The sequence below is a fragment of the Rhodospirillaceae bacterium genome (genome assembly GCA_040219235.1).
Classification (GTDB): Bacteria; Pseudomonadota; Alphaproteobacteria; order Rhodospirillales; family Rhodospirillaceae; genus WLXB01.
The window spans coordinates 721425-742838 of the sequence record JAVJSV010000012.1 but is presented as its reverse complement, the minus strand read 5'-3'; the positions used below and the strand labels follow the sequence as shown (position 1 = coordinate 742838).

21 protein-coding genes and 1 tRNA gene are annotated in these 21414 nt (G+C 52.4%); 2 read left to right on the top strand and 20 right to left on the bottom strand.

Annotated elements, in window-relative coordinates:
• Positions 1 to 37: 37 nt before the first annotated feature.
• Positions 38 to 1159: a PilT/PilU family type 4a pilus ATPase gene (locus RIC29_13660; GenBank protein ID MEQ8735966.1), complete on the top strand. Its 1122-nt coding sequence runs from the start codon at positions 38 to 40 to the stop codon at positions 1157 to 1159.
• 26 nt (positions 1160 to 1185) lie between these two features.
• On the opposite strand, the gene RIC29_13655 is transcribed toward RIC29_13660, so the two are convergent.
• The 9 genes from RIC29_13655 to RIC29_13615 all read right to left on the bottom strand — a co-directional run bounded on the left by RIC29_13655 (position 1186) and on the right by RIC29_13615 (position 10326).
• Positions 1186 to 1953 carry an ABC transporter ATP-binding protein gene (locus RIC29_13655; GenBank protein ID MEQ8735965.1) on the bottom strand — a complete coding sequence of 256 codons (768 nt, stop codon included), beginning with the start codon at positions 1951 to 1953 and terminating at the stop codon, positions 1186 to 1188.
• Complete coding sequence (locus tag RIC29_13650; GenBank protein MEQ8735964.1) at positions 1944 to 2447, bottom strand: hypothetical protein; 504 nt, start codon at positions 2445 to 2447, stop codon at positions 1944 to 1946. Before RIC29_13650 ends, RIC29_13655 begins: the two co-directional genes overlap by 10 nt.
• Complete coding sequence (locus RIC29_13645) at positions 2444 to 3085, bottom strand: hypothetical protein (protein MEQ8735963.1); 642 nt, start codon at positions 3083 to 3085, stop codon at positions 2444 to 2446. The genes RIC29_13650 and RIC29_13645 overlap by 4 nt, the downstream gene beginning before the upstream one ends.
• Positions 3082 to 4650, bottom strand: coding sequence for a hypothetical protein (locus tag RIC29_13640; GenBank protein ID MEQ8735962.1), 1569 nt, complete (start codon positions 4648 to 4650; stop codon positions 3082 to 3084). The genes RIC29_13645 and RIC29_13640 overlap by 4 nt, the downstream gene beginning before the upstream one ends.
• 30 nt (positions 4651 to 4680) lie before the next feature.
• Complete coding sequence (locus RIC29_13635; protein MEQ8735961.1) at positions 4681 to 5889, bottom strand: type II secretion system F family protein; 1209 nt, start codon at positions 5887 to 5889, stop codon at positions 4681 to 4683.
• A 3-nt stretch (positions 5890 to 5892) separates the two neighbouring features.
• Positions 5893 to 7626 (bottom strand): ATPase, T2SS/T4P/T4SS family, encoded by a 1734-nt coding sequence (locus RIC29_13630; GenBank protein MEQ8735960.1) that lies wholly within the window; start codon positions 7624 to 7626, stop codon positions 5893 to 5895.
• Between the two features lie 74 nt (positions 7627 to 7700).
• Entirely contained in the window at positions 7701 to 8426 is a 726-nt protein-coding gene (locus RIC29_13625; protein MEQ8735959.1) for a hypothetical protein, read from the bottom strand.
• Between the two features lie 118 nt (positions 8427 to 8544).
• On the bottom strand, positions 8545 to 9309 hold the full coding sequence (locus tag RIC29_13620) for a prepilin-type N-terminal cleavage/methylation domain-containing protein (protein MEQ8735958.1): 765 nt from the start codon (positions 9307 to 9309) through the stop codon (positions 8545 to 8547).
• A 261-nt stretch (positions 9310 to 9570) separates the two neighbouring features.
• A complete protein-coding gene (locus RIC29_13615; protein ID MEQ8735957.1) occupies positions 9571 to 10326 on the bottom strand; it encodes a prepilin-type N-terminal cleavage/methylation domain-containing protein in 756 nt (251 codons plus the stop codon).
• Between RIC29_13615 and RIC29_13610 the strand changes: the two genes are divergently transcribed.
• Positions 10293 to 10508, top strand: a complete 216-nt coding sequence (locus RIC29_13610) for a hypothetical protein (GenBank protein MEQ8735956.1) — start codon at positions 10293 to 10295, stop codon at positions 10506 to 10508. The two genes, RIC29_13615 and RIC29_13610, sit on opposite strands and share 34 nt — an antisense overlap.
• Before the next feature lie 10 nt (positions 10509 to 10518).
• Here the strand turns inward: RIC29_13610 and RIC29_13605 are convergent, their stop codons facing one another.
• The 11 genes from RIC29_13605 to RIC29_13555 all read right to left on the bottom strand — a co-directional run bounded on the left by RIC29_13605 (position 10519) and on the right by RIC29_13555 (position 21389).
• Positions 10519 to 11262, bottom strand: a complete 744-nt coding sequence (locus RIC29_13605; GenBank protein ID MEQ8735955.1) for a prepilin-type N-terminal cleavage/methylation domain-containing protein — start codon at positions 11260 to 11262, stop codon at positions 10519 to 10521.
• Positions 11263 to 11471: 209 nt separating this feature from the next.
• Positions 11472 to 12206, bottom strand: a complete 735-nt coding sequence (locus RIC29_13600; protein ID MEQ8735954.1) for a hypothetical protein — start codon at positions 12204 to 12206, stop codon at positions 11472 to 11474.
• 2 nt (positions 12207 to 12208) lie between these two features.
• Complete coding sequence (locus RIC29_13595; protein MEQ8735953.1) at positions 12209 to 12961, bottom strand: hypothetical protein; 753 nt, start codon at positions 12959 to 12961, stop codon at positions 12209 to 12211.
• A gap of 86 nt (positions 12962 to 13047) precedes the next feature.
• A complete protein-coding gene (locus RIC29_13590) occupies positions 13048 to 14982 on the bottom strand; it encodes a hypothetical protein (protein ID MEQ8735952.1) in 1935 nt (644 codons plus the stop codon).
• 212 nt (positions 14983 to 15194) lie between these two features.
• Positions 15195 to 15947, bottom strand: a complete 753-nt coding sequence (locus RIC29_13585; GenBank protein ID MEQ8735951.1) for a prepilin peptidase — start codon at positions 15945 to 15947, stop codon at positions 15195 to 15197.
• Positions 15948 to 16952 (bottom strand): AAA family ATPase, encoded by a 1005-nt coding sequence (locus RIC29_13580; GenBank protein MEQ8735950.1) that lies wholly within the window; start codon positions 16950 to 16952, stop codon positions 15948 to 15950.
• Between the two features lie 22 nt (positions 16953 to 16974).
• Complete coding sequence (locus RIC29_13575) at positions 16975 to 18354, bottom strand: tetratricopeptide repeat protein (protein ID MEQ8735949.1); 1380 nt, start codon at positions 18352 to 18354, stop codon at positions 16975 to 16977.
• A 221-nt stretch (positions 18355 to 18575) separates the two neighbouring features.
• The gene (locus RIC29_13570) at positions 18576 to 19007 is read right to left on the bottom strand and encodes a DUF4399 domain-containing protein (GenBank protein MEQ8735948.1); all 432 of its coding nucleotides are present in this window, start codon (positions 19005 to 19007) and stop codon (positions 18576 to 18578) included.
• A gap of 223 nt (positions 19008 to 19230) precedes the next feature.
• Positions 19231 to 19307 (bottom strand) — tRNA-Arg (locus tag RIC29_13565).
• A gap of 88 nt (positions 19308 to 19395) precedes the next feature.
• Complete coding sequence (locus RIC29_13560) at positions 19396 to 20397, bottom strand: alpha/beta hydrolase (GenBank protein MEQ8735947.1); 1002 nt, start codon at positions 20395 to 20397, stop codon at positions 19396 to 19398.
• The gene (locus RIC29_13555; GenBank protein ID MEQ8735946.1) at positions 20394 to 21389 is read right to left on the bottom strand and encodes an ABC transporter ATP-binding protein; all 996 of its coding nucleotides are present in this window, start codon (positions 21387 to 21389) and stop codon (positions 20394 to 20396) included. Before RIC29_13555 ends, RIC29_13560 begins: the two co-directional genes overlap by 4 nt.
• Between the last annotated feature and the right edge of the window lie 25 nt (positions 21390 to 21414).

Below are 21414 nucleotides of genomic sequence, written 5' to 3'. Positions count from 1 at the left end.
GCAAGAGGGTCTTCTCTATCTGAAGGGGAACACAATCATGGCGGATGCTCAATTTGAGGGTTGGTTGAAAGAATTGGCCGGACCTGGTGGGTCTGACCTTTACGTCACGGCTCATTCGCCCGCCATGTTGCGCGGGGACGATGGCTTTAAGAGCGTGGGGGAAACGCTATCAGCCGACGACGTTGACCGCATTATCTCATCGTTCCTAAGCGAAAAACAAAAAGCGGAATTTGACGAGACCGGTGAGTTTAATATGGCGCTGGTCATGGATGGCGTTGGCCGCTTCCGTCTTAATCTGTTCAGACAACGGCAAATGCCAGGCATTGTCGCCCGTATTATCCGGACTGAAATTCCGAAGCTGGCCGATCTAAAACTACCCAGCCTTCTAGGTGATCTTGTCATGGAAAAGCGGGGCCTGATTTTTGTGGTCGGTGGCACGGGCTCGGGTAAATCTACAACTCTCGCCTCAATGATCGGCCACCGCAATGAAGCGGCACCGGGTCATATTATCACCATCGAAGATCCCGTGGAGTTTGTGCATGAGCACAAGCAATGCCTGATTACGCAACGCGAGGTTGGCGTTGATACGGACTCGTTTGATATCGCGCTCAAAAACACATTACGTCAGCATCCCGATGTGATTCTCATCGGTGAAATTCGCGACATGACAACAATGGAACATGCTCTCAATATTGCCGAGACGGGCCATCTGGCCATGGCCACCCTCCATGCCAACAACGCCAACCAAGCTATTGAGCGGGTGGTGAACTTCTTCCCACAAGAAATGCACCATCAGGTGTTGTTGAATCTTTCCTTGAACCTGAAGGGCATTATTTCACAGCGGCTAATCAGAAAGATTTCTGGTGGTCGATCTGCCGCGCTGGAGATTCTTTTGAACCAAGGCTACATCAAAGAGCTAATCAGCAAGGGCGAAGTCAAAGAGCTTAAAAAGATCATGGCTGAGAACGAGCACAACGGTATGCAAACGTTTGATCAGGCCCTTCTCAGGCTTTGGAAAGCCGGTGAGATTTCAGAAGAAACAGCTATTGGCGAAGCCGACAACGCAGGTGATTTGAAACTGCAGATGAAGCAGGCCCAAGTTTCAGGAGGAGAGGGCGGCGGACTGAAAGACGTCGATACGTCCAAACTTTCTTTATAGGCGACGCAAAGATATCCTCTAAAAAATCAGGCGGCTTGAGGCTTTCCGGTCTCAGCCGCCTCGCTTTTATCAATGGCAGACAAAAATGCCCGCTCAAGGTTTGTGGCATCTGATTGCGTCACAAAATCAACGGGGGAGCCTAAAAAGATAAGCTGCCCCCCGTGGATGATACCAATCCGGTCACAAATTTCTTCAATGTCTGCAAGAATGTGAGAACTGAAGAACACGGTACGACCTTGCGCACGCGCCTCAAGAAGGCGGTCTTTCAGAAGAACACGGGATCTCGGATCGAGACCGCTCATCGGTTCATCCAGAATCATCAACGGCACATCAGCAAGAATAACACCGATCAGCCCAAGCTTCTGTCCCATGCCCTTTGAATAGGTTCGTACGCGGCGGTTTAAGGCGGCTGTATCAAACCCCAGCCCTTCTGAGATGTGTTTGGCGCGGTCACGGTCAACTTGCTGGTTGAAATAGCGCAGCACCAAAGACAGGTGCTCCCAGCCGTTCAACTGTGGCGCTGGCATAAATTTCTCTGGCAGATAGATCATTTTCCGGCGAGAAGACGCAACGTGGTTCGGTTGACCAAAGAACTCAACGTCACCGATAGACTGGCCTAGCGAAAGAATCGACCTAATAAGAGTCGTCTTCCCCGCGCCATTCAAACCAATAAGCCCAAAGACCTCGCCTGCTTTCAGCTGAAAGCTGATATCCGTCAGGATTTGTGTTTTACCGTAGGACGCAGAAACTCGAGAAACGCTCAGCGGCGACAGACTGTCAGATGTCAATCCCATTGCCCTTCTAAGACAAGTCCAGTTTGACTGATAAAGGTTTGATTGGGCTCCAAGCGGACAGGCCTCATACCCGTCGCACTGAGCGGCACGATCATCTCAACGTGAGAAGAATCGATATCTACCACTTCAAAGGAGTCGACCTCTTCACCCGGGCCAATAGGCAAGCCATTGACCCAAATCGTCCATTCTCGCGGCCCAAAATAGAGAATTGAGGACAGGAATAAATTTGCCTGCTCAATCGCTTCCGTGCGGATCACTTCTTCAGTAACGCCCCCGCCCGCAATACGGCTTTGGATTTCATTCAGCTCATCAATTGTGAACATCAACGTATCGGGAACAGTTGAGGCACCGAAAACACTGTTTTCAGCTTCGGACAGAGTTTCATCTGGACTGTCCGCAGTCTGCTGGGAAAAACTCGGGCTACACGCAAGTGTTAGTCCCAGCGCCAGAAGACCCGCGCGCGCTAACCTACGGTTAGGATCAAAAATAGTCATTGATCTTCCTTTTTATTGGCCTGTGCTGTGCGCCAAGAAAACTGCATGGTCCCGGAGACAATTCCTGAATTTTCTCCCTGTGCCACGCGATTTAACATATCTGTTGAAATGTTCTCGGCACGCCGGACTTCGAACTCTTTAATAATGGCAGTTCCTGGGATGCTACGCACAAGATCTTCAATAAAAGCATAAATGGGGCGATCCAGCGGCGCGCCAACATCAAGATCTATATCTTCAACGTGCAGGGTGTAGCCATCTGTCGCACTCGCAGAAGACTCATTGCGTCCACGATTTCCGCCGGCAACGGCAAAGTTATAATTGAGCGCCGTCAGTCCATTTTCCAAGGCAACCGTCTGCATTTGACGTGCTGCCGCACGGCGCGTGTGAGGAACAATCTCATCACTGGCCATTGCCTCTTCGAATCGGCGCTCATTTTCAACCACAAATGTGTAATCGTCTTGAGCACGTGATATGGCGGCCTGCGTTGACCTCAGATCGTTTTGCAGACGCCGATTGTCTGACTGCGCTTCTTCTAAGTTACTGGTGAGAAACGGAAAGGAGCCAACAAAGACCACCAGAAAAAATACAATGATACCGCTAGAAACGAGGACGGGTATCGGAATTTCAGACCATTTCATTGTCCAACCCTCGCAATTCGAAATTCAGTATAGAATGCCTCATCCACACGACCTCCTTGAGTCGCACCGGCTGATGCCTCTGCTTCGAACAGACCGCCAGACAAACCCTCTTCTGACTGTGCCGCGACGGGCTCAACAGTCATCTCCACTTGGAACCCCTCAACAAAGTTTTCTTTTAATCGGGTCTCTATCGCAGAGGCCACCTGAACAGCTTCATCCGCAGTGGTAATAAGGTCATCAAGCTTCATACGCACATCGACAGTATATACAGACGTGGTGCGCGCGTCGCTCTGAGTAGAAAATACCAGTTCCAGGACGACCGCATCGCTATCGAGTGAGGTAAATAATCCATTCAGAACAGGCGTCAGGTCAATCTCACCTGCATTCATTGAGTCGAGTACATCGAAGACATTGCGCATGTTTGCAGCGTCATAGGGCAACGTTGTCAGCTTGGCCTCTTCCTGGGCTAACACCGTCTTAGCTGAACTTAGTTCAGACTGGAGACGGGCACTATCTGACTGAATAGTTGAGGTCTGGTACAGCGTCCAGCCGATCCACCCTAAACAGCCAACAACGCTCGCAGCAGCCGCGTACGGTGCAACCAAGTAGGCTAGATCGCGCAGGTCATCTTTTGAATCTCCCAGTGCAACCGATCGGGTCAGCGGTAAAGCGGGCGCACGTTTTGAGGCAAACCAGGCCGCATGCAGAACATCACAGAAGGGTTGATCTTCCCGGCCAATAGATCCCAAGCCAAGTTGCTCAGCCGCTTCATGCGGTGTTTTCATCGTCACCGTACGGGCCACATTCCAATCAATATTGGCCATAGCCTCGCGATGATCCGGTGCCGTTAAAATAACGAGATCTAGCGTGTCACTTGCAACATACCCAAGGCGCTTAATGTAGGTAACCGTTGCCTGAAAATCGCGGAAGATCATGTCCGCAAACTCTTCCGGTGGCGTTTCCGGTGGCGGCGCGGCCGTGAGACGGGTCAAACAGAGATCGCCGTTTTTTTCGATTATCTGACGGAAACCGCCGGTGGCGTTTACGCCAATAATCTGCCGCCAGTGATTGCCCTCTTCAACGTCAGGAATGTCATCTGGCATGAGCGATTGCACAATATCGACATTCTCAGATGCAATGGCAAAGAATCCACGGGTTTCATTCGGCAGGCTTTCGACAAAATCCACCCAACCCGGAACGCGCCCATCTAAAGGAACAGACGCAAATTCGTAACGAAGCGTGCGCGGTTTATTGCCGTCCCCAATCAACCTGGCGCCGCGAAGATTGTTGCCTGGAAACGCCATATTAATGTGGCGCGCCAAAACCTTTCTGCGGTCAAGCACACTGACCTTCGGTATTTCTTCTTCTTCCCGAGACTGATCGAGCGTATCGAATAAAACCGAAACAGGCGCTTTTTTGTCTTCGGCGAAGGCCTCGCCTAATTCTTCATGGGCAAGCTGTGGATCTGGCGATGCCAGCCACGCGTTGACGACCTTCTTATTTACTATTCTCGTTAGGACGACGTTATCGTCACCAACACTGAGAACGAATTGGCTTTTTGCCATGCGTCCTTCCCCCTTTTCGAGACCTGGACCTTACGTCCCGAGATTCCCCAAACTATCGTAGATTGGGCCCATAACGCCAATAACGATCCATCCCATGATGACACCAGAGATTACCGTCATCGCGGGCTCAATCATACCAATCATGGCGTCAATACCTTCATCAACATCCTTGTCATAAAAGTCCGTCACATTGTCCAGCACACCGCCAAGATTACCACTGTCCTCACCGATTTTGACCATTCGTAAGACCAGGCTGGGGAACTGGCCAGAATTTCTCATTGCGTCCGACAGGGGCTCGCCGTTCTGGACTTGCTCCCTGACCAGTTTCATAGATTCTTCAAGGCATCGGTTTGCAACAACACGCTGGGCCGTTTCCAAGCACTGCAAAATTGGCACCCCACTTTGAAACATCACCGCAAAAAAGTGACAAAACCGAGAAAGTGCCAGCTTAGCAAACAAATCACCAAGAATAGGAATACGCAAAGAAAAGCAGGATGCGAGGTAGGCTATGTGGTCTGACGATTTAACGGCGGTATAAATGACTGCAATAATCACGATTGGCGTTAACAGCAGAACATACCAACTGGACACAAAGAAGTCTGAGGTGGCGATCAACGCGAGAGTAATAGGGGGTAGCTCTTGGCCGTTGGACCTTAGAAATTCAACAATACCCGGCACAACAAAGGTCATCATAAACCCGAGCATAAGCGAGATCACGACCAACACGATAACCGGGTAACGCGCGGCCTTCTTGATCCGCTGCTTAATGGCGTCATCCCATTTGGTGTGGCGCGTCAGATGCTGAAAGGAGGCTGTTAGATTTCCACTTTCCTCACCGGCCGCGATCAACGACGCATACATTTCACCAAAAACTTTTGGGTGACGCTCAAAAGCTGTAGAGAGGGCAACCCCCTGGCTGACATCACTCAGAATTTCAGAGGTCAAGTCCCGCAAACGCGGCGTATCCGTGCTATCGCGCACATCTGTTAAAGAGTCGATGAGCGGCACACCCGCAGCTTGCAGCTGTTCCAGGTGAACAAAGAACTGAATTTTTTCGCGGTTGGATATACCCCTGGCCAGCGCAGAACCGAGGCCTTTTTCTTTGATGGCCTTGCTATCAATCAGAGTCAGGTTCACCTGCTCTAACTGCTGATAGAGATCTGTCTCGTTATTGGCACTGAGTTTACCGCGAACGGTGCGCCCGGCACTGTTTATGGCGCGATAGGAAAACTGACCCATAGATTAAAGCCTATCCGTGAAGTCCACGATTTTAATAGCGGCAGCTATGCTTGTGACTCCTGCCAAAACCTTGGTCGTCGCATCATCAACGATAGGCACAAAACCGGCTTCTTTCGCAGCAGCCTTGATCTGGGATAGCGGCGCTTCCTTCAGCACCAATTCATCTACGGCATCGTTGAAGGGCAAGATTTCAGAAACCGCAATACGGCCTTTGTAGCCAGACTTACGACAATCATCACACCCCACAGATTTTGCAATTTGCGGCGGATTAGCGGGATCAACGTTGAGAAGCTTGCACTCCTCCTCCGTCGCAGTAACCATCTCTTTGCACTTACCACAGAGCTTACGAACCAACCGCTGCGCGATAATACCAATAATATTATTGGCCATAAGGCTTGGTTTGAGACCCAGGTCAATGAGACGCGGAATACAACCCGCAGCATCGTTGGTGTGCAAGGTGGTGTAAACTTGGTGACCGGTCATGGCCGCACGCAGGGCCATGGTCGCCGTTCCAGAATCACGCACCTCACCGACGAGAATGATGTCAGGGTCTTGACGCATAAGCGTACGAATACCGTCAGAGAAACTTAAAGAACTGCCTTCTCTAACCTGGGCCTGCCGGATGAGTTGAAGTTCATATTCAACCGGGTCTTCCAGGGTCATGATATTGACATCCAGCGAGTTGATGTAATTCATCATGGCGTACAGGGTTGTTGTTTTGCCCGAACCCGTAGGCCCCGTGACGATGATGATCCCCTCGGGCCGCTTGGTCATGCGGTCAATCAGATTAAAATTGTGTTCGGTATACCCAAGCTTATCAATGGTGACCAAGGCTTGCGATTTATCGAGAATACGCAGCACGACGTTTTCGCCATGAATGGTCGGCAGCGATGACACACGAAAATCGACCTTACGGCTGCCGACTTCAAGGGTGAAGCGCCCGTCTTGCGGGTTCATGCGGTCCGCAATGTTCATGCCCGCCATCAGCTTAATACGGTGAGAGGCGGCGCCCCAGTGACGCTTGTGCAGCGTTCGAATCTGGGTCATCACGCCATCAATACGATAGCGCAAACGCAGGAAGTTGCCTTCTGGTTCAAAGTGCAAATCGGAGCCACCCATTTTGATGGCATCCAAAAGAATGGCATTGACCAGTCGCACCAAAGGATGGAGATACCCGCCCTCGGTTTCTTCGGTGTATTGCATTTCCTCTTCTTCGTCACCGTCCTCTAAGGATTCAATCTCACGAAGAATGCCCTCGATGGAAAGTTCGTGGCCGTAGTACTGATCAATGGCCTGCTGAACTTCGGTGTCGGAGCACACCAGCGGCGTAATATCGGTGCCCGCCGGGAAAAAGCGTTTCACCTTATCAATGGCGAGAACGTCATAAATATCCACCATGGCCAAGCGGAGGTTCTTGCCGTCAAAGGAAACCGGGAACGCGCGATAGCGTTGCGATGCTTCTTTAGGCAGATGACTGAGGGCTTCTGCCTCGACAACCGTTGATCCGGGAACGAAGCGCTGGAAACCAGAACTTTCAGCAAGAACCGCGGAGAGGGCCTGTTCGGTGATGAAGCCCAACTCGACGAGCAATTCACCCAGGAGCTTGTTGGATTTCTCTTTCTCCTGGAAGGCGACTTCCAACTGGTCTTTGGAAATTAATCCCCGCTCGACCAAGAGATCGCCCATACGGGCTGGCTTGGCACCCGCCGTTGGCGCGTCTGTTTGATTTCCGTCCATTATGTCAGTCCCCCCGCTAGATGACCGGATTTATGGGGTAAATCCTATACTACTCTGTGGCGGTTTTCGAGGGCTTAAAGCGGCAATTGGGTCGTACAGAGCAGGTATCTTTTATCCGGATCGTACGCCTCAGAGTCCGGCTCATCGTAATGACCGAAATCTTGATCAGGGGTTTCTGGCAACTTGGACGAGGAAACCACATTTCCGGTATTGATAACGCCATCATCTAGTTGTTGGTCGATAACTTCTGCGGTCAATCCGGGAAGGCGCGTTAAGCAAAGCGAGCCGTCCTCCATACCCAGGTTGCCACCATCGAACGCGTAAACCCCGCCGAAGAGATTGTTCGGCAACGCGGCCAAGCCTGTTAACGCGGGGTCGCCATCGATTTTTCCCGAGAACCTCATGTCTTGCCAGGCCCGGAACTGCTCGCCTTCCTCATTGTCATCATCCAAGAGAACACCATCAATGACGCTGTTATCGGTGAGATCACGAAAATTACCGGAAAGTGTTTTGGTGCGCGCAACGTCGCGCCGAAAACGGCGGGGGGCGAGCGGGTCGTCTCCGGGTAAAAACGAATGATCTTCACGATAGCTGAACACGAGCAGCTGAATCGTTTCTATGCGTCGCGCGGTGAATACGCCGCCGATGTAATCAATGCCAGCTTCCGCCTTAAGTAAAAGCATAAATACGATGCCAATCAGAATAATATTTATGATCAATTCTATACCGCCAAAACCGAGCATGGCTGCAGTATGCAAGGTGGTTTTTGATCTTGTTATCCTTTGTTTGCTTTTTGACATTCGCCTAACCAATGGAGTTTAAAGCCGCCGCTATAGCCCACAAACCACAACGGGCGCTATTCAAGCGCCCGTCAGAAATGGCGCAGGCAAAAACGACCTGCGCAAGAGAAATAGAAACCTACTCAAGCATCTCGAAATAGCCGACGCACTGCACTTCGTCGTCAAAGGCATAGTACTCACCCGTGATATCTTCAACGCATGACCCGATGGGTGTGCCATTGCCGGTTGCGACACGGACGGTGCCATCTGTTCCGATGCTGTCATCCATTTTGACATCAATTTCAAACATCATTTTTGGTGACATAGACTCCGTGGCCCGGCCGACTTCACCAAGTGCTTTTTGAATCCTTAACCAGTGCGTCCGGCGTTCGATATTGGTATCAACATCATAGTTGCCATAGACAACCGTCATGCCGGAGCCTGGAATATCTGATTCTGGGAACGGGCTACCTTCGCCAAAGAAGTCCGGCGTTGAGTTGGTCAGGATGCGTGTTCCTGAAATAAGGCGGGCCGCCGCCAATTGATTCCAGAACTCGACGTATTCTTCGGTATTGGAGGGCTCGCTCGCCACCTCACTGACACCATCAAGATCACCGACACCGATGATGCCATCGCCGCTGCCATCAATCATGTCGGGACGAAGACGCTCCGTAGCCCGCAAATAATCACCGGGCAAAGCACTGTATTTGTCTGCAAAGGTATTGATAGACGCACGCACTTCGTCGATCTGGTTAATGATCGCCTTCTGACGGGACGCTTCAATAACTTCCTGGCCTTTTAAGATGCCACCAATAATCAAGCCAATGATGATCAGTACGATCGACATTTCGATCAGGGTAAATCCCCGATGATTGCGCTTTGGCAAAGTGTATATGCCGAGCATGCTTATCCCCCATTAACACGTCTAGTTTAACGCCTGCTATCTTAATGAGGGTACCACTTAAACGCGGCATGACTCCAACATAAAACAGCAGACTGAAGCCTTAACACGTCAGCTTAAGGTTACCCCCATCCAAACGCCCAAAGCTTGCCCCATAAGCCTGTTCTTTTGATCGTACGAGATTTAAGCGACCCTGAAAAGCAGAAAGAGGCCCACTGGGGGGCCTCTTTCAAATTCTTTTCTCAGTAATAGTGTGCTCGAAGCTTACTTGAGCAATTCGAAATAACCCACGCATTCTTGTGTGTTTCCAAGCGCATCATAAGCCGTTGAACAGTCAGCCGATGTTACACCAGCAGAACGCGTTGATCCATTTCCTGCTGAACCATCATCAATTTTGAGATCAATTTGGAACAAGGATTTGCCTGTAAATGCCCCACCAGTAGCGTCCTGCGTGACGTTTCCGCCGGCGTTCTTATGAATACGTAACCAGTGACTGGTCCGAGCTGCGTTTGTATTAGCTGGCGGAATGTGAGGGCCATATGCCATCGTCATGCCCGTGCCAGGAATAGCGGTGGCTGGGAACGCAGAAGTGTCATTGAATGTATTCGTCGCACCGCCAATGGTTGTGCCGGACAATAGCTCAGCTGCGGCCAAGTGGTTAAAGAAATGCGGATTTTCGTCGGCTGCACCAGTCACAGAATTCAAGTTGGCCAGCGTTGCAACACCCGTAGCAGCGCCGATGATACCATCAGAGTCACCGTCGTTAAGGCCCGCAAGAACGCGCGTCTGAGCTAACCTGTAATCACCAGGAAGCGCCTGATACTTATCAGCAAACGTGTTTACAGCAGACCGAACGGCATCGATTTGTGTTATAATGTTCTTCTGCCGGCTGCTTTCGATGATTTCTTGCCCCTTCAAGATACCGCCGATAATCAGGCCAATAATGACCAAAACAATAGACATCTCAATAAGCGTAAAACCACGCGATGAATTTCGATTTAATGAATGAATGCCTAGCATTATTGCCCCCAATGTTATCAAGCAAACAAGCCGCAGATGCAGCTACAAAATTTAATTTAGCAAGTGGTGCTGAATATGCACAACTGAGCTTCAATTATTGTAAGAAGATGCTAGTTGATTTGAATAGTGGTGACAATAAGAAAGAGGCCCCCACAGGAGGCCTCTTAATGATGGAATTATAATTTGTAATACCTATTGCAGGAGTTCGAAGTACCCCGTGCAAAACTGATCATTCCCGAGAGCAACGTAAAGACCGGTTGTACCCGTAGCGCAGGCAGCATTGGTCTCTAATACCCTAGTGTTTCCTTGAAAACCAACACCATCATCAACTTTAAGATCAATTTGGAATAGAGATTTACCAGTGAAGGCACCGCTAGCAGCAGCAGTAGAAATCGTTGTTGATGGGGCTTTATGAACTCGTAGCCAATGAGTTTGACGACTGGAACTTGCCAACACAGCATGGTCAGAATACGCCATGGTCATGCCTGCACCGGGAACTGCAACAGCAGGCAATGCCGCGCCATCGCCGAAAGCGCTGCCAACCGTCCCTATAGTGGTCCCCGAGAGAAGTTCAGCACCAGCGAGATGATTAAAGAAATCTAAGTTTTCGCCAGAATTTGCGATAGCAGTCAGAGCTACTGTTCCGCCAATAATACCATTGTCATTACCATCAGTCCCAGAAAGCGCGCCGCTAATGCGCGTTGAAGCAGAACCATAGTCTCCAGGCAAAGCGTTATATTTATCAGCAAAAGTGTTTATAGCTGCCCGCACGGCGTCAATTTGTGTGATGACGTTTTTCTGACGGCTGCTTTCGATGATCTCTTGACCCTTCAAGATGCCGCCGATGATCAAGCCAATAATTACCAAAACGATAGACATTTCAATCAGGGTAAAACCTGACTGACCCGCCTTACCTGCGTGGGTAATTCCTAACATTATAGTCCCCCTAAAAACTGTTACGCGAGCATTGAGCTTATTGCTCTCAACAATAGAATAGCTGCTCGAGTCATTTATTTTCTAACATACAGGCTAAGCAAATGCCAGCGTGTTTTAGATAATACACACCATTCTCAGCATAGCACATTGGCGACTTGAAAAAGCCCTAAATGCCTCACTTTTAAGTGGGTCTTGTAGCCAGGGGAATCCTATTTTTGAGACTGAAGACCAGCATTTTGAGCTTCAATCTGGCTGACCATTAAATCAACAAAAGCGGCCATCCACGCTTTCTCCTCTGGCCTGAAGGTTCGACCGGCAAGACCGCGCAACGCTTCAATCTCGTATTTAGCCGACTCGTACTGCTGCAGATCATCCAGAACAAGTGCTGGCATCTGCAAGGAGGCCGCGTTCATTTCGGGGTAGTCGTAGGTCGCTAACTGCCGCGCCGCGTCCAGGGCCAGCCAGTCGTTTTTTAAGCGGTGCCGGGACAAGTGAATCGCATTCACCAGCCAGGGCCATTTCAAGTCTGGCCGGTGCGCGACATTTTCCTGCATGAACCGGACAATCGGCGCGACATCTTCAATCGTCTGGGTCTGCCCAAAGTAGCCATTGGCCATGGCGATCACCCAATGGGAGTTGTGGTCCAGGCCATCCAGCAGCCGTAGCCACGCCACCACTTTGTCGTAGTCATAGTTTTTCAGTGGGGTCACCCGACCGCCATTGTCGCCCGCGTTTTGTAATGTGAGCGCCAGATACCGGTAGAGGAACTGATGATCGCCGAACGCCAGAGCCTCAGCGGCCTGCTGTTGGGGTAAGTCTGGCAGAATGCCGAGCGTCGGGCGGACATCCCGGATGGTCCACGACAGCGTGGCCTGCCCCACAGCAAAGGCAATCAGCAGACCGTTGAAGATCCAGATTTTGCGCAGGTCTAGAATTTTACGCATGGTCAAAACCGTTTTCGCCGTAAATCAAACATGGCCGCGAACAACAAAAGCCCAACGTAAAGCACTGTCTGACCAATCAGAATAAACAGTGAATCAATGTCACCTGGGCCATAGACCAGCCACCGGGTTTGCGCAAACAGATCAAGACGCGGGACCAGCAACGCAACCAGCTCGCTTAAGGGAACGGTAATCACGTTCACCCCGTCCAGGCTTGTCCCTTCGCTGATGGACATAAAAAAACTCATCAGGCGGCTAAGCCCATAGAACCCAATGGTTGCAAACACCGCTGGCACTGCTTTTTCCAGCGTGATCCCCGCAAACATGGCAAACGCAATGATAATAAACGCTTCGAGCACCAGGCTGAGCGCCCACCAAACCGCGCCTTCCAGCGACGACTGAAAGAGAAACACCAGAGCAATAATAGGCGCGGCGAGCAACACCGCCACCAAGGCAAAGCCCGCCCAATAGGCGACAATGAACGCTTCCCGCGATATGGCGCGGGAGAGGACCGCCTCGATTTCACGGGTTTCATAGAGGCGCTGAATATGAAATGCCTGAAAAATAATGAGGCCAAGAATGAGTATGGTGCGCGCCGCACCCCCGGCATACACCACCGTTGTCTGGCCTTTTTCAACCAGCGCGGCATCGCCCAAGTAGATCGCCATGGCAAATCCCACAGCCACCAACGCAAAGAGACCGGCAAAGAGCCGGTCTCTTAAAGCGGTGAGAAGAACAAATCGCAATGTTGCGATCATTTAACAGCAATGCTCCCTTAAATCAGTTGGGTCAGTGCCGGTGACCGCTGAACCAGATCGCGTCCTTTAATCTTTGTCCCTTACCCTTAAAAGACGAGCGGACGTGGATCAGGCGCAAACTTGTTGTAGAGGCGAATATCTTCATCATGAACGGTATCGCGATCCCCAACAATGGTGGCCCGCAGGAAAATCACCAGCTCAACAACTTCTGTCTCACGTACGTCTTGACCAAACGCACGGCCCAGAAGCGGCACATCCATCAGCCCGGGCGCACCTTCGCGAGAATTGATAGCAATCTCTTGCATCAGCCCCCCCATCACCACGACCTGGCCGGATTCCATCGTGACGATGGAGTCGACCTCACGAGTCTCAATGACCGGAATGGCTGAAGACACAGCCAGATTGGTCCCGTTTTGTGCGTTAATTTGAGCCAGTTGAAGTTGCACGCCCGGATCTTCGATACGACGCACCAACCGCGTAATCGAGGGCCGCATGCTCATCGATATGCGCTGTCCATCCGGATCAATGGCCGGTTGCACCGCCATCACAATTCCCACAGGGACAGTCTGCACCTGACTATCGAAAGTTGTCACAGACGCAGAGGTATCTGTCGCCGGTTGAAACTCAACGTTAATTTCAAAGAACACTTCGTTCTCAGCGACTTTGAGCAAGGCCGTCTGATTGTTCACAACGGTGACGCGGGGGCTCGACAACGTGCGTGTTGTGCCAAAGGCGTTAATCAGAGACACCGCCACATTGAGGTCAAGGTCGGTGTTGTTCCAGATCAAGCCAATGGTTGGGTCTGGAAAGGAATCGGTCGCCACGTTTCTGGAAAAGTTGGAGGTAAGATCAAGAGATTGATTGTCACCAGCCCACGGCCCCTGGGCAGCATTGCCAGATAAGGGATCGACACCACCAAAAGACGACCAATCCACGCCCGTGCGGAACTGATCAGATAGCGTGACTTCCACGATTTTGGCTTCAATCAGAACTTGAGCCAGAACCGAGCGGCGCAAGCGGTCAATGTAGTCTGCAATTAACTTTTGCTGTTTTTGGCTGGCAAACACCGTGACAATGCCAGCTTGCTGATTGACGGAGAAAAACGCACTGCGAATATTTGCGCCCTGGGTCGGCTGACCGATCGAGCGGGCCCCAACACCACTTGAGCCGCGATCCGCCAATAAAGGATTCTCTAATCCCTCTACCCCGGTCGCGCCTTCAACAAGAGACTGGGTATCGCTGCCGCTGTCCTCATCTTCAGCATCCGCTGCGGTGGTGGAGGGCGTAAAAGACTGATCGCGAGCGTCAGCGTTAGAGCGTACTTCTGTGTTTGTCGCACTAAGAATTTGCTCAATACCCTCACCCACCGAGGACCAGAAATCAGAGTTTGAAGAAGACGAGACGCTCACGTCAGATTGGCTTGTGCCACTGCCACCGCCAGCACCCTGAATGGCGTTGCTGACATCTGTTGTGGTTTGGCTGGTGCTGGAGGCGGTGCGGGTCAAATCCGGGTAATCAAGCCGATAATATGAAATATACGGCTCATCCAGCTCGACCTTCAGGCTGTTGTTGCGGAACTGATACCTCAGTTCACCCAACTCGGCGATCCGTTCAATAACCTCAACAAAGGGGCGGTCTGTGGCCGTGTAAATTATGCCGCCTGAGATGCGCGGGTCCATTTCCAAATCAACGCCAGCCTTGCGGGCCAACTCAATGAGGATGTCGCGCAATGGCGTTGAATCTGTCACCGAAATGGAGACCCGGCGCACGTCGGCAAGTTCAGGCGCGGAGGGCGCCGCCAATACAGGTTGGAAATCGGGGATGGGCGGCTCTTCCATCTGCGCGCCCTGTTCTGGCGAACGGCGGTTCAGGAGTTGCTCGTAATCTTCTTTTTGCAGTCCAGCAGAGGGATCGTAATCCGTATACTCTGAGCAAGAGGCGACCAGCATTGCCGCCGTTCCGAGCAAGAGGGCCCGGACAGCCTTGCCTTTAACCGGCAAAAGATCAGTTCTCAATTCCATTTTGGGCATCCCCTTCCCCAATTGTTCTGACATGTGGTCAAAAAGCGCCACTTTATTAGGCAGAACAAAACTTCGTAACCTTAAGATTAACGTGTCTAAAACTCAGACCCGTCAAGCTTTAAGGCTTTTCCCATCACTATGCTATCAGAAATGGCTCCCAGGCGACAACAGACTGATTGCGCTTTTTACCAGCTTTTCCAACCCGTTTCGCGTCACAAGAATGTCGCGAAGGCCCCAACGCATAAAGCCGGGCCAAAGGGAATCTGAGTCTCACCACGTCTCCAGACATACCAGGCCGCCAGAACCAAAGAGACCGCAGCCGTGATGATCAGAAAATACGGCAAGGTTTCAAGTGATAACGCCACAGACACCGCAACCAGCAGCTTGATATCACCCCAGCCCAGCCCAGGCTTTTTTTCAACAATCTGACCTAACACTCGTAACGCCACACCCGTCGCAACGGCCAAAATGATTGATAGCCCAACATCAGCCGGCGTGCGGCCATCCAACCATGCCAAAGCCCAACTCAAGCCAAACACAAACAAAACCAGGCCATTAGGCAAACGCTGAAACTCAAAATCGGTGACAGTCAAGGACAGCAAGCCGATTGCAAGCCCCCATAACACCAAAATCCGCGCCTCACCTGAGGCTTCAGCCGACAAGACAGCCGCGAGAAACAAGACACCACACGTCACTTCAATAAGAGGGTAACGCCCAGAGACTTTGGCATGACAGTGCCGGCACCGCCCCCGGGACACCAGCCAGGACACCACAGGGAAGAGATCGCGGGCGGTAAGAACCGTCTTGCAGCTCGGACAGGCCGATCTGCCGCTGACAAAATTCTCGCCGCGGGGCAGCCTGTAGGACAACGCGGTCACAAAACTCCCGCAGACCAAGCCTAACAGGGCGACAAATGTCAGACCAATCGGGCCACGCGCCAGGTCAATAAAATCTGCCTCTGGCAATCAACGCTCGGGGTCTGTGGACGATTGAGGCGGTGCGCCGGAAATCACAGACACCGCCTTGCCAAGGGTGTCTTTTGCCCAAAACTGCAAGGTTGGGCTGAGGACAAACAATGCCACCACGGCGGCAGCCTCCAATGCGATCACCCCAACAAGAACGCGACGCGCGGTACTCCGGTTAAATCTGATAGGCCGGGCGATCTGCGGAGAATCATCAATCGCAGCAGCGGCGTGCTTTTCCGTGACCTGAATGGCCCCCTCGCCATAGGCCACCAGCAACGCCTTATCCGCCAGAATATTTATGACCCGCGGCACAAATTGAGCACTCGCGGCCAATAATCGCACCGCCCCTTCGTCAAAAACAGGGAACTCAATACCGTCCAAACGGCTCGCCGCCAGCCGATGCGTCATATAGTGCACCGCCTCATCCATCGTCAGCGGGCCGGTATTGAAGGAAAACCCGATCCGCTGGATGATCTGACGGAGGTTGGGTTGGCTGAGCAAGTCATCAAGCTCGCTTTGACCAAACATCACGATCTGCAGCAACTTGTGCCGCTCGGTTTCAATGTTAGACAACAGCCGAATTGTCTCTAATCCCTCAGCGCCCAAGGCTTGCGCTTCGTCGATAATGAGAACAGCGTTGCGGCCAATGGCATGTTGCTCAAGGAGAAACGTGTTTAAATCCTGGAGCATCTGCGTGCGTGTCCCTGCCTCCAGGCCAAACTCCGCACAAACCAAACCAACCAAGCTTTCTGGATCACATTGTGGTGCGTTTAAGTACGCCACGGCATCGTTGGATCCCACCAGCTTGCGCAACAAAAGGCGGCACAGCATTGTTTTGCCAGTGCCGACGTCCCCAACAACTTTCAGGATGCCCGTGTTCCGGGCAATGCCAAATTGGATCGACTGGATGATCTCCACATGTTTGTCGATCGGGAAGTATTGGTTGGTGTTTGGTGTCAGGGTGAAAGGATGTTCCCGTAACCCAAAATGCGCAAGATAAGGCATCAGCCGTTCCGGACGGCGTGCGTTACAAGGTTTTCAGATAACGCACACGGCGCTCAATGCTAGCCCGCGAGAGATCACTCGCAACACCACCATTGAGAATACCGGCGAGCACCCGCTCGTACGACACCACGGCTTGCTCCGCACGACCCAAGCGGTCAAGCAAGACCGCCAGATTGTATTGGTACATGACCGTCGCCGGCGCCATTGACGCGGCTTCACGGAGATACGCCAGAGCCTGGGGGTTTGATCCCATACGCGCATAGAGCAAGCCAATCTGGGCTTTTACCGGGCTGAAATTGGGGTATTCCCGCTCAAGATCCAACAACCGGCTGAGCGCTTCATTGGGCGCGCGGGTGCTGTAAATCGTTGTCAGGTTTGTTAGCGCCTCGCGGTTACTCGGGTCGATGCGTAACACCGTCTCATAACCAGCGCGCGCTTCTTCAAGACGGCCAAGCCTTTGCAAAGAGGCGCTGCGGCCCAACTGGGCCATCACACTTGTTGGCTCTGTGGACAGGGCTTGGGTGTAAAGCTCAAGAGCAGACCCAACATCACCGCGGACCAAAGCGTTATAGCCAGCCGTTACATTTTCCTGCGCAGATTGCGAAACTTCACGAACCTGAACCAGATCACCGGCCCCAGCGAATTCAGCATCGGCCCGGCGAATTGAAATGGGCGGACTCAAGACGCGCGCCGGAGAATCCGGGCCGAGCCTTGGCATGGGATCAGACTGAGTGGGCGGCGTTTGAGCGGGAGCTGGTGGGGCAGAACCTTGAACGGGAGCAGCAGGAACCAGCGCAATAGGAGCCTGTACTTGTGCAACACCGACGGAAGCCGCCACAGGAGCTTGCGTGGCGACAACAGCTGCGGCTGCGACTGGCGCTGCAGGGGTAACGGCTTCTGGGGCAACGGCTTCTGGGGCAACGGGTGCCGTTGCAACAGGTGCTGGCACAACAGCAGCGACATTGTTAGATTCTGTGCCCGATTGAGCATCCGATTGAGTAACTGGTGGCGTATCCGAAGCTTCTAAACCGACCGCGTCAGTTTGCGCTTGAGAAGCACTGATTTCCGATTGAGAAGCGACAGAATTTGATTCAGGCGCATCATTCGCAATCTGAGGAGCGGGGGCAACAGGTTGTTGCGCGACTTGAACAGAAGCTGGTTGGTCTGAGTCGAATAAGAAGAAGACTGCTACGAGGACAACGGCCAAAACCACAGCAGAAGCTGCACCAGCAACACGCCAGTTTACGCCACTAGAGCGCCCTGAAGAAATTGCGCCTGAACCTGCCAAGCGTTCGGGATCAAAAGCCCCAACCGCAGCAGCATCCGCATCTGTGCCATGAACAGCCGCCTGCTCTTCGTTCTCTTTAGCTGCTTTCTGAAGCGCCTTATATAATACGCTCATGCGCTTTCCCGTCCCCGCTTCGGTATGACCTTAATCGATCTACCGAACGCCCCCATACGGTTAAACTGATCCGGCCTTTTATAACGACCATTTACTACGCCAAACCCTATACGCAAAGCCTAAAAGGCGCAAGCAAACTGGGTTGCACGCCGAATTTGTATCGTTCGCGGTCACAACCATCAAATCGACCGGCGCACACCAGCCGCAACAGGCCAAAGACGTTACTTGACCGTGATTGTCACTTTTTCAGACATAACCGGTGGATCATGTGGAACATGATCTTGATCGCCGAGAATCATCTGAAGGGTATACTCGCCGGGCTCCAGCTCAATCACCGCCTCGGTTTGTCCGCCGCCAAAGTGCAGCAGGTCAGCATCCCCTGAGGGCAACGGCTCACTTTTAATTTCGATCGTTCTGTTGATCAGAAGATGGTGGTGACCTGTGTCCGGATACTCAATGCCGGCTGGCGCAACGCCCATCCCAGACAACCCAAACTTTACTTTAACTGGGCTGGAGACCACTTCCCCATTTGAGGGAGAAATAATGTAAGCTCTGGCTTCCGGGGCAGACTCGGTGCGGGGCCAGTCCTCGGCTTGCGCGCACGCTGTTGTGGCTAAAAAGGTCGCGGCAAGAACAATCACAGATGAACGCATGTCTAAGAATCTCCAGTATTGAACATTGGCACTTCATTATGGTTGCTAAAGTAAGGACCCAAAGGGACCCGGGCAAGCCAATACGCTAATTACTTAACAAGACGATACTATATTAATGACGCGCTGGTGAGTGGGGCGGCTGCTTTTGAAGAAAAAGTGGCGCGCCCGTTCGAAAAGCATTCGAACTAAATTTATGATAGGGCGGCTGCTTTTGAAGAAAAAGTGGCGCGCCCGACAGGATTCGAACCTGTGACCCCCAGATTCGGAATCTGGTACTCTATCCAGCTGAGCTACGGGCGCGCGAGAGGCCGGAACATAGACAAAGCTCTAATCTCTGTCCATCACCGAACACGGTAAAGGCTGGCAAACACGCTCTCCTATAACGATCTCACTGTGCAGCATTAAAGCGCGAAAGAGGCTCAAGATCTGCGCCCGAGGGCAACGGCTGGTCAGGATCCGCGAAAAAGCTCGCCACGTCAGACAAAACTGTCTCTGCCTGTAAATCTCGCAACATCATATGCCAGCCGTTTTCGTAAAACCCAAAACGGCGCTCCGGCTGATCATTGAGAAAGCGGGTGATCGCCTTTTCCGTCGCATTTTTTGGAATAATCTCGTCATTTGCGCCATAAATATACAAGGTTGGCACCGTCATATTCCCAACGTTTGCCAGAGCCTGATCCATCAGGTTTGTCAGGCCATAAATGCTGTCGATCCGGGTGTCTTTGATGAACAGCGGATCACGGCTGGCATCGCGCAGCATTTCAATATTATCGCTGGCCAAACGGCCCAAGCTTCGCCCGGAGGGCTTGGCCCACGGCATAGTATGGGCGCCGAGCCACAAGGTCGCCGTATAGAGTAGCGGCATGGCTTCACGCCCCCAGACGGCAGGGGCCACCAACACAACAGCACGCAACGGCGGCGGGATGTCCGAGGTCAACGCCGAGATCACAACCGCGCCGCCCATGCTAACGCCGATCGCATAAACCGGAACCTCTGGATAGGTTTGGCTGAGGACGCCGACGAAAGCCTTAAAGTCATTCGCGAGTTGATTTCCACCCGGCCAGTATCCGGCATTTGGCGAACGGCCAAACCCCCGCTGATCGTAAGCAAAGACAGCATACCCCTTATCTGCGAGTGTCGGACCGACCCCCGGCGCATCGGGAACCTTATCAAAAGACTTGCTGTAGTCATTGAAGCCATGCACCGCCAAAACCACGCCGTGGGGTGGTTGCGCGGGAAGCCAGCGGCGGACCGGCAGCTGCAAACCGTCTGCCGTAATGAACACATCCTCAGACAGCGACGGCGCCGAAAGCCGTGTCCCGGGCGGTGCGATTTGGGGGGCGCAGCCCGCGATCAGAACACATAGTGCGACAGCGGCGAACGCCCTCACAGCGCGGCGGACCCGGAACTTGTCAATTGCAGGAAAATATCTTCCAGATCGACTTCCTCGGTGACAATATCAGCGATCGGCAAGTTGAGGCTTTGCGCCGTCTGAAGGATTTCGAGCATGGCGGTGGAGGATGGCCGGTAAGTGATTTCGATTTGATTTGGGGTCGGCATCCGGGGTTCAAATCTCGCCAACGCGTCTGGAATCTCAGCCAATGGCTTCGACAACAGCAACAGAACTGTTTTGTTATCGAGTTGCTTGAGCAACGCATCTGTGGTGTCGCAGGCCACGACCTGACCGTGATTGATAATGGCGATGCGATCACACAGCTCTTCCGCTTCCTCGAGATAGTGAGTGGTCAGCAGAATCGTCGTGCCGCGGTCATTCATGGCGCGGATGGCTTTCCACAGGGTTTGCCGCAGTTCGACATCAACCCCGGCAGTCGGTTCATCGAGCACCAAAATGGGCGGGCTGTGAACCATGGCTTTGGCGATCAACAGGCGACGACGCATCCCCCCCGATAGAGTGCGCGAGTAAGAATCAGCCTTATCGGCCAGTCCCACCGTCTCGAGAATCTCCATCGTATGACGCTCAGATTTCGGCACACCATAGAGCCCGGCCTGCACTTCCAGGGTTTCACGGGGCGTGAAAAATGGATCGAGATTAAGCTCCTGCGGCACGACTCCGATGGCACAACGCGCCCGGCGTTCCTGGGTATCAATATCAAAATCCCAGAGCCGAACAGATCCGGAGGTCTTTCTCACAAGACCCGCCATAATGTTGATCATGGTCGACTTGCCGGCCCCATTGGGTCCGAGAAGGCCAAAGAACGACCCCCGAGGTACGTCCAGATCGATATTACTCAGCGCTTTCTTTTCCGGGCCACCATTCTGACTGGCATAGGTTTTAGACAAACCGTTGATGGAAACAGCCAGGTCGGGCAGAACTGACGTGGAAGCGGCGGCAGTTTGGTGAGAAGGGTCGTTATCAGGCATGGATGAAAGGCGACCTTAGCCAGCG